This window comes from Mesorhizobium sp. BR1-1-3, assembly GCF_020165455.1.
Lineage (GTDB): Bacteria > Pseudomonadota > Alphaproteobacteria > Rhizobiales > Rhizobiaceae > Mesorhizobium > Mesorhizobium ciceri.
Window position 1 is genome coordinate 162,217 of record NZ_JAIUIC010000005.1, and the last position, 16,143, is coordinate 178,359.

Annotated in this window: 10 protein-coding genes; 1 reads left to right on the forward strand and 9 read right to left on the reverse strand. The window is 59.7% G+C overall.

Translation table 11 applies throughout. The features are described 5' to 3' along the window. Nucleotides 1–86: 86 nt before the first annotated feature. Nucleotides 87–1,118 carry a class I SAM-dependent methyltransferase gene (locus tag LB559_RS13395; RefSeq protein ID WP_224674229.1) on the forward strand — a complete coding sequence of 344 codons (1,032 nt, stop codon included), beginning with the start codon at nucleotides 87–89 and terminating at the stop codon, nucleotides 1,116–1,118. Here the strand turns inward: LB559_RS13395 and LB559_RS13400 are convergent, their stop codons facing one another. From LB559_RS13400 to LB559_RS13440, 9 genes are all read right to left on the reverse strand, one after another. Continuing rightward, nucleotides 1,119–3,401, reverse strand: a complete 2,283-nt coding sequence (locus LB559_RS13400) for a hypothetical protein (protein WP_224674230.1) — start codon at nucleotides 3,399–3,401, stop codon at nucleotides 1,119–1,121. It lies immediately after the preceding gene. Nucleotides 3,402–3,488: 87 nt separating this feature from the next. After that, nucleotides 3,489–7,718 carry a hypothetical protein gene (locus tag LB559_RS13405; protein WP_224674231.1) on the reverse strand — a complete coding sequence of 1,410 codons (4,230 nt, stop codon included), beginning with the start codon at nucleotides 7,716–7,718 and terminating at the stop codon, nucleotides 3,489–3,491. Next, nucleotides 7,718–11,116: a transglycosylase SLT domain-containing protein gene (locus LB559_RS13410; protein WP_224674232.1), complete on the reverse strand. Its 3,399-nt coding sequence runs from the start codon at nucleotides 11,114–11,116 to the stop codon at nucleotides 7,718–7,720. Before LB559_RS13410 ends, LB559_RS13405 begins: the two co-directional genes overlap by 1 nt. Beyond that, nucleotides 11,116–11,613, reverse strand: coding sequence for a hypothetical protein (locus LB559_RS13415; protein WP_224674233.1), 498 nt, complete (start codon nucleotides 11,611–11,613; stop codon nucleotides 11,116–11,118). Before LB559_RS13415 ends, LB559_RS13410 begins: the two co-directional genes overlap by 1 nt. Beyond that, complete coding sequence (locus LB559_RS13420) at nucleotides 11,595–11,954, reverse strand: hypothetical protein (RefSeq protein WP_224674234.1); 360 nt, start codon at nucleotides 11,952–11,954, stop codon at nucleotides 11,595–11,597. The genes LB559_RS13415 and LB559_RS13420 overlap by 19 nt, the downstream gene beginning before the upstream one ends. Beyond that, entirely contained in the window at nucleotides 11,954–14,680 is a 2,727-nt protein-coding gene (locus LB559_RS13425; RefSeq protein WP_224674235.1) for a hypothetical protein, read from the reverse strand. The genes LB559_RS13420 and LB559_RS13425 overlap by 1 nt, the downstream gene beginning before the upstream one ends. Next, nucleotides 14,680–15,306, reverse strand: a complete 627-nt coding sequence (locus tag LB559_RS13430) for a hypothetical protein (protein ID WP_224674236.1) — start codon at nucleotides 15,304–15,306, stop codon at nucleotides 14,680–14,682. Before LB559_RS13430 ends, LB559_RS13425 begins: the two co-directional genes overlap by 1 nt. A 3-nt stretch (nucleotides 15,307–15,309) precedes the next feature. Continuing rightward, entirely contained in the window at nucleotides 15,310–15,738 is a 429-nt protein-coding gene (locus tag LB559_RS13435; protein ID WP_224674237.1) for a hypothetical protein, read from the reverse strand. A gap of 10 nt (nucleotides 15,739–15,748) precedes the next feature. Continuing rightward, the gene (locus LB559_RS13440; RefSeq protein WP_224674238.1) at nucleotides 15,749–16,129 is read right to left on the reverse strand and encodes a hypothetical protein; all 381 of its coding nucleotides are present in this window, start codon (nucleotides 16,127–16,129) and stop codon (nucleotides 15,749–15,751) included. Nucleotides 16,130–16,143 lie beyond the last annotated feature (14 nt).

Here is a 16,143-nt window from a genome sequence, read left to right on the forward strand (position 1 = left end):
GCGAAGCACTACCCGCGCCCAACTAACAGTAGAAACCGCGCTAATATCTGTGCTAGTCGTCCAAACTTGTGCGGAAGGAGCATATTATGCGGTGGATCAATTGGCGCGATAGTAAGCCGGCCACGCGCGCTGAAGTCAGCGCGGAAGCCTCACAAGAATACGATTTGATGGTTAGCCGTGAGCAGGGATTTTATCACGGCGAGCGACCTTCAGCGAGTATCCCGCCGATATTTACCTATTGGGCAGTCAAGTCCCTCGCCCCTCGGATGAAGGAGATGTTCGGCACGATTTCGGTCGAGGAATTCTATGCAAATGAGATCGAACGCGTGGCACCGCATGGCTCGCTTTCCGTTCTGAGCCTTGGCAGCGGCGAAGCCAGTACCGAGTTGGAAATTGCACGGATACTTGTCGGTCGAGGCCGCACTATAAAGTTCTACGGTTCCGACATCTCCCCCGCCATGAGCGAGGCGGGACGAGTTAATGCCGAAAGCAAGGGGCTTAGCGAACATTTCGAATTCCTCACCTTCGACATCAACAAACAGTTCCCGGAAACCGACGCCACGGTCGTCCTGGCAAATCACAGCCTCCATCACTTCGTCGAACTCGAATTCATCCTGGACAATGTCAAACGACAGATCGGCGACGATGGTGCGCTCATCACCAACGACATGATTGGGCGGAACGGTCACCAGCGGTGGCCGGAAGTGCTCGCGTACACTGAGATGTTCTGGCGCTTGCTTCCGAGAAACAAGAGGGTGGACCGGATACACATGGTCCCTCACATCGAGTACGTTGACTTCGACTGCGCCAACGGCACTTTTGAGGGCATCCGCGCGCAGGACATCCTGCCGCTTTGCGTCGAGAAGTTTCATTTCGAGCGGTTCCTGGGGGCGGGCGGCATCCCCGACACCTTCACGGATAGGATGTACGGAAGCAACTTCGCGACTGATGAGCCTTTCGATACCGCGTTTATCGACACCGTTGACATGGTGAACACCGACCTTCTGGTGGCAGGCAAAATCAAGCCAACCATTATGTTCGCCACCATGCGCAACAAGCAGTGTGACTGCATCAGTTGGCCGGTTACTGCTGATAAGGCCGTCAGGACACCTGGCTGATCACATCGGCCTGAAGACCGCGAACCCGAAGTCAGCATCTGCGACGGCGGGTGTGGTTCCGATGGTGTACAGGTCAATGGTAATGCTCGTATCATCAAAGGTGAAAACGTTGACCGCGCGCAGTAGGGTTGGGCTGACAGATATTGCCTTGAAGCCTACCCAGCCCCGCTTCAGCGTGATTTTGTAGCGCCCCGTCGAAAGCTTGGCGACCGACGCAACGTTTGTCGATCCGGTTGATAGTGCGCCGGCAAAACTATAGCCGAGCGCCTGGGCCATGTTTTTTTGGCCGAATGTGTATCGGCTTGAGAAATCCGGCTTCGCGACCGCAGCAGCGTAGTTGTTTCCCGCGCCCTCGTCCAAAGTGATGACGTTGTTAACGTCATCGCAGAACACATAAGGACGGGCCGAGCTCTCGACATAGGCAGAGGAAAGTTTCCCGAAGCCGTTGCCGCTCCAATGCAGCGTCTGCGCCGCGTCACCTCCGATCAGGTAAATGTTGTAAGTTGTAAAGGATGTGGCGCTAAGCCGCGTGAAGCTGTTGCCTGTTATCGAGTGCGAGCAGGGGAAGTCGGCGGCGGCGTCATTGAAGATGAGTATGTCAGTCAGGCCGGCATTATCCTCATAGTACACGCCATCTGAAACAACGCCGACGTTGCCGCCCATGCCGGGGTTTATGATGGAAATGCCGCCGCTGTTGTTAGGATCGGCGCCAGCAGTTACCTTGCCGTTTCCCTCTACCGAGCCGCCGCGAATGGCGAACGTGGCCGGGTTGGTGATCTTGGCCCCGATCCTGTCGTTGCCACTTAGCCATGGCTGGAGCATGGTTATCGCATTGGGCGGGATGCTGGCCGTTCCTGGGCTGGCGGTAAGACCGGTGATGTTTCCGTTTAGGAAAGGTTGCTCTAGGATTGAAGAAATGGTGTCGGTCATCTTCAGCCCGACACTCCACCCCGTACACCTCACCCGGTGCAATGACAGGAAAGCGATTTTGTCGACCGACAGACCGCTTTTCGTTTTGCCGGACGACACCAGATCCATATCGGAAATGCTCAAGAAGCTTCCGAGTATCCCTCCCGTTGCGGAGCCAACGACAGACAAACCGTCCACACCGGCATCGAAATAGAGCCGGGTCAGGGCCGCGCCTTGGCCGCGTATTGACGGCACAAATCCGGTGTCGCCATTGATGGCGCTCTTGTCATAAGTGATTGCGGTGGAACTTCTAAAGGCGCCAGGGCCGAAGACGACATTCATGCCAATGAACTTGGCCAACGTGAAGGCCGCGCTGATGGCGGTGGCATTGTTGGTTCCGGTACCAACTCCTGTGCTGTCGGCTACCGCTCCGAGCAACTCGACCTCGATATCGAGGTTTCGCCGGTTGCGTACCCATGCACCGCTAGCCCCTGTTGTATCCGTCGCTGGCGCCACATAGTACGCTTTCCTCGTGTCGACAGTGACCAAGGAGGAAAGATTGCTCGACGAAAATGTCCATAGGGAACCGTCGAATTGAGCCCTGGTATCTTTGGTTTGATCAAGCGCGGCAAGCGCCGTGTTGGTGGCGACGTATGGCGCTGTGTCGAGAAAGTCACGAACGTCCGCTTTTGCCTTCGCCAGATAGCCGGTAGCGTCAGGCTTGGCCACGAGCATTGTGTCGGCGACGATGGTAGGCAGATTGAGGGACGCGGCGGCGGCAATTGCATCATCCCGCGCCGCTTCGGCCGCTGTCTCCGCCGCGCCAGCGGTATCTGCTGCTGCTGTTGCTGATGCCGCCAGGGCTTCAAGCTGCGCGGCGTTCACAAGTTCGCTTTGCTCGATGACAATATCGGTTGTGCCGACTATGATTGGATTGGTTGTGGTGATCGACCAGCCGCTCCGAGCGTTCAGTGCCCCGGCCGTGACAAAAATCTGCGTACCCGAGCTGATGTCTCTATTGCTGTCGAAATCCCGCGCGCGCGACCACAGACCAGAAGAGGCGATATAGATGCCGTGGTAGCGGGCGTCGGGCTGGTCCTTCACCAGCACCCGGTCATTGGCGGCCACCACTACACCGTCTATCGTCTGTAAACCACTCAGCGCGATGTTCGCCGTGGTCGCTAGGCGGCACGGTGCCTTGTATGCTACCGTTTCGCCATAGCCAGTGACTTGATCAACCGAAGTGGTCGCCATTTTGATGGACTCCATTGCAAAGAAAAGGGTGACGCCGCCCAAGCCAAGGTTTTGGCAGGACCCGCGTTTCAGCGGGGTCGGCGCGTTGATCGCCTTGGCAATTATCGTGGTTATGGCCATGGCAGTGACCAGCTTCATTCCGGCCGGAAGCGGCAGTTCAGACAAATGCTGGAATTACGGCGGCAGATCCGACGACACCTATAACTGCTAGTCGCCGACCGCCTGTTTCAGTTGCGGCTTGATGCCGGCATCGCCAACACCGAAACCGCCCTCAATGATCCACCGCCAATAGGGCAGCGTCGCGAACGGCGTCATGCCAATCGCGCGGTTAATGTCCGCACCTTTGATATCGATGTCGCCGTGCGTTGCCCGCGCACCGATGCCCAGCAATTGCGCTACATCGGTTCCGAGTTGGAAGGACGGGCCAAGCAGAGCGCCGAAGGCGTCCCGGTTGGCGTATCGAGAGGCCGGCGCCCGCTGCGTCGCGTCGGGGAATGCCGCGCCAGCGAGCGCATAGATTCCCGAACCGCCTAGCTTTTCCCAGGTGTTGTTGACTTCGAACGCGAGCTGGAACACGCCCGATCGGTCGAGGCCTTCAGCGACCCATCGGCCAGGGTTGTCGTTCAGGTCACGGTTCGATTCCACCTGCTTAAGGTAGAACGTCAACATTCCAAGAGCCGTCATCCCCACCGTGCCGGTGATGAACGAGCCCGGCCCTTCCTGAAGGCCGCGCATCAGCACCCGTTGATTTGACGCCAAGGCAAAGCTTTTGAATTGGAGCAGGGCCCGCCCGGTCGGGGTGTGTGCGAACAGCGGCACGTCGGCAACTGACTTGGTGACGATGATGCTGTCCACGTCCTTGTTGACCGCCCCGGCAAACGCGCGCCTTGCGCCCTCGTCGGTCCAGTTCGCGAGGCCGGGAATGTGGACGTTGCCGTCGACATCGCCGAACTCGTCAAACTGCTTCGCGATGCGTTCGGCCATATGAGCATCGACGCCGAGGAAGCCCATGTATCTAAGTTCACCAGGCGCCAGCTTTTCGTAATCGACCGCGGCGTTTTTCAGCAGCCGGTTTTGCACCAGAACCGAGGCAATCGACTTGTGGATATCGTTCCACCAAGGCAGCAGCGTCATTTTCGAAAAGACGTTTGCCGCATTGTCGATGAACCTTTCAAAGGGCGAATGGCTGGAGTACGGGTCCGCCAGCTCAGCCATCGTTGCCAGGCGGCTTTGCAACGACCGCTCCGTCACCGCGCCCAAAAGTTTGGCGTCCTCAACAGCCAGCTTCACCGCCTTGAGGTTGGTGACCAGCGGGGCAATGCCTTCGCTCATATAGCGCGACATGCCGTGAACCATCGGCGGCCGGGCTGCATCGGAAAGGGACGACACCACGACACCGCCGAGGGAGCGCATGAAGTTGAACACGCCGGCCATCCGCAGCACGCGAGCGAAATTCGTGTGTTGAGTGTCGACCTTGTATTGCCCGCGCAGCAAATCGCGAACGCCGCCAATGTCTTCGACATCGTTCTTTTCGCTTTTGGCCAGCTCCTTCAGCGCCTTTTCCCGCGCCTTCGGCTCAAAGTCCGGATTGGCATTCACCGCTTCGCGCAGCGTCAGATAATCGTTCTTCACCCGGTCGAGCTGGCTTGCCAGTGTCGGCTTGCCAGCCCCACCAAGACGCTTGTCCATATTGGTCAATTCGACATCGGCCGCCATAACGCGGGCATAGCGACGGCCGATCAGCTCAATGTCGTGTTCGAGAAAATCTTCAATCAGATGGTCGGGAATGTTGAAGGTTCGTTCCTTCAGCGGGCCGCGCGATGACATCGTCATATCGTAGGAGGGCATGCCCTGGTTGGCGCGTCCGGTAAGCTGGGAAAAGATATCGTCAACGATGCCTTTGACATAATCCGCCCGATCGGCCGGCGAAACGAAATCAGGGATTTCCTGCTTCACCTTGGGCATCATCGGTTCCAGCTTGTCGGCCTTCACCTTAAGCCCGTCGATGTTGGCGCGCAGCCGGTCCAGTTCGATGGACTTTGCAGCGAGTTCGGCCAGGATATCGTCATTCGCGCCACCTTCGGCATCAAGGCGCTTGAGAGCGTCGACACGCTTTGAAAGGGTGCGTTCCTTCAGCTTCGACTTGAAGAGGTCGCGGCGTGTGGTGCCATAGTCGACCACCAGGCCCACGCGCGGCGAAGCGTTGGCAAAATCCCGCACGGCTTCAAGTTCGGCTTCCAGGCTGTCCAGCTCTTCGCCTACCGTCTTAGCTTCAGCAGCGGTGATTTTGCTTTCGTTGACGATGCCATCGGTAACGCGGTCGAATTGCTCAATCTCCTGTTCGAAACGGGAGATGCGCGAATCAATGCCGGTTGTGTTGTTTTCGGCGCCGACCACACGGCCGATGAAATCCCGAACGTCCTTCACCGAGGCGTTAGGAGCCAGCCCAACGCGGTCCAGCCATTCAGAGGCCACTTTGTCCAGATTATCGAGCGCCGCCGCTGTAGCCTCTTCCTCTGGCGTGCGCAAAGGGTTGCCGGCCAGTTCGGAGCGGATCGATTCCATAACGGTTACAGGATCGACGTAGCCGTTGCCATCTTGCGGGAGGTTCGCAAACATCTCATCTTCGGCATGGACGAAGTTGTCGACATCGCCAATCCCGCCCTTTTTAACGAACATGCCCGGATGCGTCTTTGGCGTCACGCCCATCGCCCGGAGCTCGTTGTCGAGTTTCGTGCCGATGCGGACGCCGCCCTTGCCTTTGATCAACGCCAGGACCGGCGACCGTTCAGCAAAGGATTGTTTCTTGTTGGCAGAGCGTTCAGCCGCCCTCGCCTGCTTGACGGTATCGACCATCACAGCATTTTCGTCAGCACCGCGCAGCATCTTGACCACATCAGGTGGCGCGCGTTCCTTCAGCACGTCCAGACGGGTTTGCTGCATTTGGCCCAGCGAGGCTTGCTTGCGCTCGCGCAGGGCTTTCCGATCGGCGAGACGGCCTTCTATCGAATCGAGCCGTTCAGTCACCTTGCCGAACGCTTCACGCTTCTTTTCCGCGTCGACAATCTTGTTGCCCACGCGGATCTCATCGGCCTTGAATTCCAACTGCGCTAGCTGGTCATCGATCCAGGGCCGCACGATTTGCTTGAAGCGGTCTTCGCCAGCGTTGAGCCGGTTGGAATTCCAGAGGCGTGTCAGATAAGACGTTGCCGTCTTGACGTTGACATCGGCCGGCAGAAGACCCGCCTCAATGGCCTCATCCTTCAGCGGGTCAAAGAGTGTCTTGCGCCAGGATGCCGCCGCCTTCGAAACCGCTTCATGGTCCCCGACATCGCTGCGACGCATGGCATAGCTGACAGCAGTGCGAAACTCTTCCGGGTTCAGATCCAGTCCGCCCTTAGCGCGGGCCTCCTTGTAAATCTGGCGCATGTCATCGAGGCCCTTGGTCAGGGCGCCACGGTCCCAATACTTGACCGCGCTTTCGACCGCGAGATTGCCTTCGCCCCGCACGTTCTTTTCGAGATAGAAGCCGGTTTCGGCCAGGTCCGCCATGATAGAGCGATGGACGGCCGAGGGACTATGTGCAGCGCGCAACAGCGGGTTGAAACCAGCCTGCAAAGCGCCGACCGACTTGGCGCCCGAGGCGATGCCGTAGTCCCCCAGGACAGGCTTGTCGACGGCTTGCGCGCCCCCACCGACCGCGTTACCACCCATGCCTAAACCTTCAGCATGGGCCGCCACGTCATCGGGCGTCGGAACGTGGGCCTGCAACGCTTTTTCGATGGAGGAAAACGCGGCCTTGCGCTCAGCATGGGAGAACAGCGCACCAGCGCCAGCGCCGAGCAAGCCGGATAGAATGGCACCCGACCCGATATTCATAGCGCTTTCGCTCAACGGGCGCGTCTGCTGCGATGCCTGAAGGGCCACCTCAGAAGTGCCGGCGGCGAGAGCGCCCGCAACGCTGGTTCGCAGGCCGGTGCGCACCACTGCTTGACCCATTCGAACGCCGCTGACCAGTTCACCGCCAGGAATAAGCGATGGCAAGTCGAGACCGCCGGCAAGCATGGAAGCGCCAGTCCCCCACCACCCGGCCGAATCCACAGTCCGCCTGTCCTCCTCTTCCATGTCGATTTGTGATTTCATCGCCTCGAATGCTGGACGATTGAAAATCGGCATGAAGCGGTCGGAATGCGCTTCGTATTTGGTGCCTTTGATCTGACCCCAAATCTCGTCACCGGTAACTCCGTCTCGGGTAGCAGTGTCGACACCGGCCAGTTTGTTCGTCGCCATGGAGGCGACGGTGTTGTCCTGCCTGAAAGCGGCACCGAGCAGCGTTGCAATGTCGGGCGCAACTTCGCTTTCTTGACCCGGCTTGTAATCGACGGCGCCAAACGTGCCGAGCGCCGGCCGGTCTTCAGGGTACTGGACGATAGGCATCAGAAATTGCCCCCCGGCGTAGAGCCAAAGCCTGATTTCTGGCTTCCGTCATAGGTGTTTGTTCCCGGCGCCGGCTCGGCCGGTGGCGTGTCCGCCTGCTGGCCTTCGGAGCGCAACATATCTGCCTGTACCTTGCCGGCGCCGATGGTCGCTTCCGAGCCCAGAGCCTTGATGAAGTCCTGGGTGTTCGGGTCTTGGTTGATTGCCTTGGCCTTCGCAGCCGCGCCGCGCTCGATATCGTTGGCCTTGTCCTCGACCCCGTGGCGGGTCAGGAAGCGTTTCTTGTCGGCTTCCCCGCTCTTGGCAACGCCAGCGTTCAAGGTCTTGGGATCGATGCCCCACGGCCCCGCAAACACTTCATCGAACTTGGTCTGGCCGCCTTCCAAGTAGGTATAAAACAGCCGGTAGCGCGGCGGGCGCTTCATCTCGATATCGGCGCGCGTGTTCTCGTTCGGGATGATGGCGACATTCTCGACCTTGCGCCCGTCATGCAGGCCGGCGACGTACTCTTCCGCCGTCTTCATGGCATCGCTGCGCAGGTAGTCAAACTTGCCTTCGATCGGCGGATAATGCAGCTCAGGCGGCAGCCGCATCAGGTTAGGCGAGCCGGAAATGTTGCTGATATTCCAGCGGGTTTTCATTTCCGCCAGGGCCTGGGCCTTCGCCGCGCCAGCGTCGCCGCCTGTATCGTAGAACTTTTCTTCGGCTATTTCCTTGTACTCAGCCAGGAGCGCGCTCGACTGTAGCGAGACGATCCCGGCGCCAGGCTCAGACGAGAAGATGCCAGGGTCAAACGCGTTCGTGACATCGGCAACCGAAAGCGTCTTGGTGAACTTGTCCAGCCCAGGTTTGAGAACTTCGCGATTCACCTTTTGCGCCGGATCATCCATCGACATGATGCGCTGCGATGCCTCTTCGCCGGACATGCCCCGATCATTGACGAAGTGCCGGAAGGCGGCCAGCTTGTCGCGAATGTCGGCCGCGCCTTCGACGGCGCCGAATGAGACCGGCGCCGTTGTCTGTAGGGCGTCGGCTTGCGACATGGCGGCAGCGAAGACGGCAGGGTCTTTCGAGGCTGCGCCCTGCCGAACCTTGGCCTGTAGCGTGTCGGGAATGTAGCCAGTCGCCTTGACGAAGCCTTGCGTCACAACCGGTTGTTGATCTTCAGGCGTCAGCTTCATCATCCGGTCATAGGCCTTGTTGGCCGTGGACTTCTGGTCGCCGTCGAAGCTGTTGACCGATGCCGCAGGGCTTCCGGCCAGGATTGCCGACACCAGCGCCCCGACGCCGCCGTCTTCCTTCTGCTTTGAGCGGAAGGCCTTGAGCTGCTTCGTGATGTCGCCGTCATCAAGGACCGGATCACTCAGGATCTGGTCTTCGCTGACAATCTTGCCGGTCTCGACACCGAGCCCGATAGCGTCGTCATAGGCTTTGTATTGCGCCTGCTGCTGAACGCGCGCCGCCGTGGCTTCGGTCTGAATATCCTTTTGCGCACCCTTCGCCAGAGTGTCGCGGGTCACATAGTCCATGTCGGCGAAACGAGGATCTACCTTGAACCCGGCAGCGCCACGCTGGCCAAGAGGTACGGACTTCCCGGACATGTGCGCGTCGATAGCGCCACGAGCCCACGACGGAACGCTGTCCGAGTGATGCGACCCACCCCAGGCGCGGCGCGAACCGATATCGAGGTGGATGGAGTTGGCATAGACACCGATGCCGGTAAAGCCGAGAGACGAAGCGGTCTGGATCAGCCGGACGCGGTCTTCCGTCGACATTTTGCTGACATCGAGGTCCAGCGCGTTGCCGTGCATGTGTTCGGACTTTCGCGCGCCGCCTGCCCGTGCGTTCCGTTCCGGGTCACGATAGCCCGAGACGATAGGCACCGAAGCGCCAAAGGCGTCCTGCACCTTCTTAAAGCGGTCGATGACGACGCTGTTGACGCCGGCAACATCAGCAGAGCCTACGCGGCCGGGCTGGTCGCCGATGACGATAGGCTGTTCCTTGCCGCCGTATTGCTTCGCCTGGGCATTGTGGAGGTCTTGCGCGTAGGCGGTGGCGTCATCGGCATTGTCGAACTTGCCAAGGTGCTTGCCGGTCTCACGATAGAGCTTGATGGCGTCTTGGTTGCTCAGGATTTTGCCATCGTCCGAAACAGTCGGGATTAGGACTTCCTTGCCGTCTTCCTCGAAAGAGATCGAGCGCACGGTTGAAATCGTGCCATCGGCATTCTTGACCACAGGCCGCGCGTTCAAATCGATGTTGCCAGGTTCTTTCAGCCCACGAGGTGCCGACTGGACGCCACCATCAGCCCCGCCGCCATGAACCCGCGCCAGAACCTTCTTGTAATAGTCGGCCGATTCCTGCGGGATGACGCTATCGTTGCGACCGCCGGCAATCCATTTGTCGGCCCGATCGGCACCGCCATTGTAGGCGATGAGCGCCGCTTCCTGATCGCCATCGTAGCGGGCCAGCATCTTGTTGTAATAATAGGCGCCGTACTTTTCCGAGATGTCAGGGTCTTTCAGATACTCAACTTGTGCATCCGGGTCCTTCGGGAAGTTGGTATCGCCAATCTCCTGTGCGATTTCGGCGCCGGTCTCGGGCATCACCTGCATTGTGCCGATAGCGCCCTTCGGCGAAACTGCGTTAGGGTCGCCCTCGCTTTCGACGCCCTTCATGGCGTTGATGATGTCGTCGTTGCCCGGAGCCTCCCCGAGCGCGCGGAGACGTTCGGAGGGCTTCATGCCGTTGAGAGCCGCCATTTGCGCCTTAGCCTTCCAGCCACGGCGCAGCGCGTCCTTCTCAATCGGGTTCACGTCTTCATCGGGAATTGCATCAATGAAGTTGTTGCCTTCGAAGACGGCGTCATCGAACTTCGCCGGGTCGCTATAGAGCCGGCTTTCGATAGCCGTCAGGCCCTCATCGATATTGGTTTTGTAATAGGCCTTGCGCTGCTTACGCTCGAAATCGGTTGCGCCACCGTCGCCGTTGACGAGGCTTTCTTCCGTGCTGAAAAGCTTGGCGTCATAGACCGGCTTTAGCTCAGCCGGCACCGTCTGCATGAACTGCTTCGCGGCTTCCTTGTAAGCGCCCAGATACTGCTCTTTGAAGCCGAACGCGCCCGGTTCGGCCTTGTCGCCGGCAGCGGTGAGCGCCTGGGCCTGGGCCGATTTGAACTGCTGATAACGGCTTTCCGTCTCGAAAAGCTGGGTCTTGTCGACCGTTTCTTTCGCCTGGGTTTCCTTCACCTTGAGGCTATTCGACATAGACTGAAGGCCGGCGCCGAGCTGCGCAACGCCGCGACCGATAGCCGAAGTGTCGAAGGTAGCGATAGGACGGCCAGAGCGCCCGCTAACCGGCGCGCTCAGGTCTTCAGCACCAGGCAGTTTCAAGGCCATCAGTAATAAATCCCCGAGGAAGGCGCGTTATAGGCCGGCTGTTTCCAGTCCTTCGCGAAGGAGCCCACGCCATCCATCAGCGTGCCGGCCGCACCGAAGTAAGACCCGGTTTGCGCGGCCTTGCCTTCCATGCGAGCCGACACGGCTTGCGCCCGGCGCCCCTTGGCGCGCTCTTGGCCCCCGTAGGAAATCATGCCCTTGTTGACTTCACCTTGGGTGATGACATCGCCGGCAAGGCTCTGGACGGTCTCATCGAGAGCGCCGAGGCCAGACGCGCCCGCCACGGCCTGTTGACGAGACAGGACGAACTTCTTTTCCTTATCCGCGCGCTGCGCCTCACGCTGGGCCGCAGCCGTCTCTTCCTTGGCCTGCTGGTCGAGCTGGGCCGCCTGATAATCGGCAGCGCTCTTCTGCGCCGCGCCGGCCGCTAGCGTGCCAGCAGCGGAAACCGCAGTGCCGACGAGGCCGATGATTGCGCTTAGTCCGAAGTCTGCCATGTCCAGATATCCCCATCGTCTGGCTTGAACCCAAGCCGCGAGAGCCATTTTGCCGAGGTCTTTTCGTCGCGGTCGCAGAGCGCGATAATTCGCCGGTGACGCGCCTTGGCGTCTTCCAGCAGGGACAGCGCCGTGCGGTGGATCGCGTGGCGATAAGGCCGCGCCTCGTCCTTCAGTGAGCAGAAGGCAATCACGTTGCCACCCGAGAACCAGAAGCCCGCGACCGCCGCCAGCTTGCCGTCGACCAGCCCGGCGATTCCGCGCACGGTTGGCCCCCTGCCCTGGTCGCCGTACCATTCAATGAGGTGTTCCCGCGTCAGCGGAACGACTTCGTGAGCCATCAGACTTTGTCGTTGGTCTCGACTGTCACAACCGCCGCGTTCAGAACGCAGGGCTTGGGAGCAGTTGCGCGGATGCAAAGACGGCTGTCAGGCTTCCACTCCCCGCCAAAGGAGGTTGCGGGCTCTTCGTAATCGGTGAAGATTTCATCGGCAGTGACGGGCCGCCCCTGATAAAGCCGAGGCAGCTTGTCCATGTTCGAAAAGTCGCGGCCGACTTCGATCCCGTCGTTGTGGACGCGACCCATGATCAGGCCGACATAGTTCACCCGTTTGATTTGGCTCAGCGCCGTGCCGGCCGATGCCGCATAGGCCAGCTTCGTTGACTGATACAGAGCGGTGTAAGGTAGCCCCACCATGACATCAGCAGCCGCCACAGCAGCGCCTAGCGTGATCGACCCGGCGGAGACGGTGTAGGCGCCCAGATACTTCCCTGCCCCCCAGGCGACCACACTCAGCCCGTTCAGATGCGATAGGCCGGTTACGCTCGTCCCCGTCACGGATGGCACCACGATGAACGCGTCAGCCTGCTTGTTCGTGGTGCCGCCGAGACATTCGGATTCCATCGCCATCTTTTCCAGATAGCGAACGGTCGATGCGCTCACAGTGCGGCGGGCGCGGTAATAGACCTGGTCTTCGTCTTCGCCCGGCAGAACCGCCACGCCTTCGATAAAGCCGCTACCGCCAAGCGAGATCCGCGACCAGCAAGTCACGTCTTCCGAGGGCTCATAGGTCAGTAGAACAACCGTCCCATCATCCAGCCAGACGTGAATGCGGCTATCCGGCTGGCGCTGAATGGCCATACCCACGACATTGGCCGAGCCGGTCAGATCGGGGCAAAGCAGCGTCAGGTCGCGCGGCGAATATTCGTATGTGCCTGGATCGAAGATTAGTTCAAAGAGGCGCTTGCCGGACCTTTGCGCGAAGATCCCGCGACCATCGATTTTGACCGCCGCCACGCCTTGGCGAGAGCCTTGCGTCGACGGTGCGCCAGCTTGGGAATTTTGTGGCGTCAGCGGCTCATCGAACGATGATGACTTGATCGAGAATTCAGCGCCAGGCGTTCCAATGATCGGCCGGCTGAGCGAGAGCATGAAGTTGATCGTGTCGACAGGCCCAGAGCCGAGCGTGCGGTTGATCGGCCCCGCATCGCCTTCGAAATCGGGGTCAAAGTCCTCGTAGTCATCCGACACGGAGAAGATGAAGCGAGACTTGCCCGCCCAGCCCAGCCGGCCTTTGTCGAAGGCAACGGCGCTAGGCCATCCCTGCTTGGTCGACCAGATTCCCTCCTGCCAATTGTCCGAAGGTTCCGTAGTGTTGAAGCGGCTCAGCACCTCGACAACAGCTTCTAAAGACGAATTGACCGACAGAACCCGGCAAATTCCATAGCCGCCGCCACCATCGTAATCGATCCGCACCAAAGCGGTTCCAGACGTATATTCCCCGGCCTCGAACCCGAGTTTGTAGTAGATGATGGCGTTGTCGTCGGTCTCATCGTTTGTGGTGGTTCCAACGTTCGCGGTTATGTCCGTCGCCGAAGATGAAACAACCTTTCGGAAGCGCTTGAAGCCGGTGTCTTCCCCGTCAAACGAACGCTGCCAGCGGAGCGTACCTGCCCACGTTCCCGAAACCGAATAGGTCCAATTCCTATCGTTGTACTCGTTGGCGGAACCGACCACACCAGTGACGCGAAAGGCATCGGTGAATGTGTCTGCGGCGCCGAGCTTATAGTCTTGTCCGACGCCCTCGTTGAAGACCCGGAAAAGAGCCCCGACATGGGCTGCCTTGAAGAACGGCAAATCGGACGTAAGTGTCGTGTTTCCATTCGTGGCCGCGACCTTCAGCTTTACCTTGGCGCTACGCGCACTGAAGAAAGGTCCATTCTCAGGTGCATAGAGAGCGATCGACCAGCTATCAGTTGACCGCCTCTCAATGCGGCGCTGCTGGTAACCGTCGCAGGCCAGGAACAGCACATCGGCTGACTGGTCCCACCGGACATAGGGCAAATCAGCAGCGGCATAGGGGGTATCCAATTCCATTGTGCCGGCAGAAGCGACTTGGCAGGATGCAACAATCTTGTCGATGTCCAGATCATTTTGAAACTGGACGTAGAAGCTCCCGGTTGGCGTGAAAGCCAGGCTGTGGACACCAGTCCGCAGGGCGGTCTCAGAGATGTATTCGTCACCGCCCGAGGTTGAACCGCATCGGAATGTCACCGGGCCGCGCGTCACGCTGATGTTGAGTGCATGCCGTTTGTTCGCGTCGCCACCGGAAACGGTAATCTGGCGTTGGCAGAGAGCCAGGCCACCGACATTTACCGCATTGAGGACAAGTCCAGAGCCGCCGAACGTCAACGCTCCGCCATTGGTCGACCCATCCGTCCAGCTCGCTGAAGTGGCGAATGTGCTGTTTGAAATGGTGGTCGCAACGGACACACGCGAGACCAGCGCATCATTGACGCGAACCCGCATCTTGCCGTCCGCCATCTCTATCAATGCCGTGTCGGTTGTCGACGCAACAAAGGGAATGTCGATGCCAAAGGCGCTATTTCGGTTCGTCCCGATGTAGCCAAAGCCAGGGCGAAGAAACATGGCGCCGGCCGTCTTCGGCAACCAGTTCTCCATGATTTCGGCAGAAAGGCGGATGCGATCGACGTCAACGCGCGTCAGCGCAGAGCTTGAGACAAGCCCGCGGTTAAATGCCAGCAGCGGCGCATTGGTCTTTGCCATCAGCGAAGGCCTTCAGGCCGACGCCGCGAGGACGAACCCCGGCTTTGCACCAGCCGGCCAGCAGGCGGATAGCGCGTAACCGCCTCATTCATGGCATCCGTGTTCGATGCCTTGTATTTTGCGATGCTACGCGCCTTTTCGAGCCGGTCTTTCCGATCGGCCGAGCCGGTCACTTCCTCGCAAACCGTCCAGGCTAGGCTTGTCTCTACAAAGTCAACGAAGGTCTGCGGCCACAGGCCGAGATCCATCCCGTAGTCCTGGTCGTTCGAAACGTAGCGGAGATAGATCGTTTCGTTGTCGGCCAGGAGCAGGCTCGCCCTGTCGTCATAATCGAGAAGCGGCACCTTCCCATAGCCGTCAAGCGTCACGCCGGCCGTGCGGATCCAGTCATCCGGCTTGTCGAAAACATACCGGTAGCCAAACGAACTACCGACTGACGGTGTGGCTTCGAGCTGGACGAAGCGCATGGCGAAATTCCAGAAGGCCGCCTCGAGACAGGCCTTCAGGGTCTTTGCATATTCAGCGTCGAGCGCACGGCGCGCTTTCCCTTCATCCGTGAGGGCGGAAAGGCGCGGCTGACCCAGCTTGATCAGGGCGCCATTGTAGAGGGAAAGCTGATCCGTCATGGATTAGGCCGCCTTGAGGTGTTCCGAGATCCACGCGAGGCCCGCTTCCTTGGAATCGAGCATGTCGGCCAGGACCGTCTTGTCCTTCGTGCGGATCACCCGCCAGCCGCCATTTGGGCCGCCCCATCGCACTTCATGCTCCGATGGCTTGGCCAGGCTGTTTTCGTTTGTGAGGGGCGTAGGACCGGCGATATAGGCCACGCGCGCGCCGCCAGCGGCACCCTTGCCCACTTCGAGGACGATAACTTCGCCAAACCATGCCTTATCGAAGCCGACAACCTCGATACGGTCGTCCGCTCGCATCTGTGGCCCGACATGGACCCAGAAGGCAGGGTCGAGAAGGTCTTCCGGCTTGGTGTTGGCGTAGAGCGAAACCCGGTAGACCGTGCGCTTGCTTTCGGCCAGCACGAGGCCGTTGACGTTCAGAGGCATGGTAGCTCCTTCAGGTGAAATTGCCGGTGGCGATGACCGATACGCCCGCCCCGGTGGTAATCTTCCAAGCCCCGGCCAGTGACCGGAGATTGAGCAGGATGGTGTAGGTACCGACGCCGCCGCCTGGGCTGTTCGGTAGGACCGTGATTGCCGAGCCGGCGCCGTCCTTGATCTGGACTTGCGCCGTGGCAGCAGTAGCGACGACACAGACCAGCGACGCGAGGACATCGCCGATAGCGCCGGCAGCACCCATCACTTGGTCAGTCTGGGAAGCAGCGACGGTTTCGAACTCGCCGTTGCTGGAAATCTTGCCATCCGGGTCAACGAGGATGACCGGCATGGACTTGGTGGAGGCGGAATCACCCGCCACAATCGGGATTGCATCGGCCATTGCCGCATCCTTTC

Bases quoted from the DNA above. Each gene is read 5' to 3' on its own strand.
- LB559_RS13395 (WP_224674229.1), top strand. From the start codon at position 87: ATGCGGTGGATCAATTGGCGCGATAGTAAGCCGGCCACGCGCGCTGAA.
- LB559_RS13400 (WP_224674230.1), bottom strand. From the start codon at position 3,401: ATGGCCATAACCACGATAATTGCCAAGGCGATCAACGCGCCGACCCCG.
- LB559_RS13405 (WP_224674231.1), bottom strand. From the start codon at position 7,718: ATGCCTATCGTCCAGTACCCTGAAGACCGGCCGGCGCTCGGCACGTTT.
- LB559_RS13410 (WP_224674232.1), bottom strand. From the start codon at position 11,116: ATGGCCTTGAAACTGCCTGGTGCTGAAGACCTGAGCGCGCCGGTTAGC.
- LB559_RS13415 (WP_224674233.1), bottom strand. From the start codon at position 11,613: ATGGCAGACTTCGGACTAAGCGCAATCATCGGCCTCGTCGGCACTGCG.
- LB559_RS13420 (WP_224674234.1), bottom strand. From the start codon at position 11,954: ATGGCTCACGAAGTCGTTCCGCTGACGCGGGAACACCTCATTGAATGG.
- LB559_RS13425 (WP_224674235.1), bottom strand. From the start codon at position 14,680: ATGGCAAAGACCAATGCGCCGCTGCTGGCATTTAACCGCGGGCTTGTC.
- LB559_RS13430 (WP_224674236.1), bottom strand. From the start codon at position 15,306: ATGACGGATCAGCTTTCCCTCTACAATGGCGCCCTGATCAAGCTGGGT.
- LB559_RS13435 (WP_224674237.1), bottom strand. From the start codon at position 15,738: ATGCCTCTGAACGTCAACGGCCTCGTGCTGGCCGAAAGCAAGCGCACG.
- LB559_RS13440 (WP_224674238.1), bottom strand. From the start codon at position 16,129: ATGGCCGATGCAATCCCGATTGTGGCGGGTGATTCCGCCTCCACCAAG.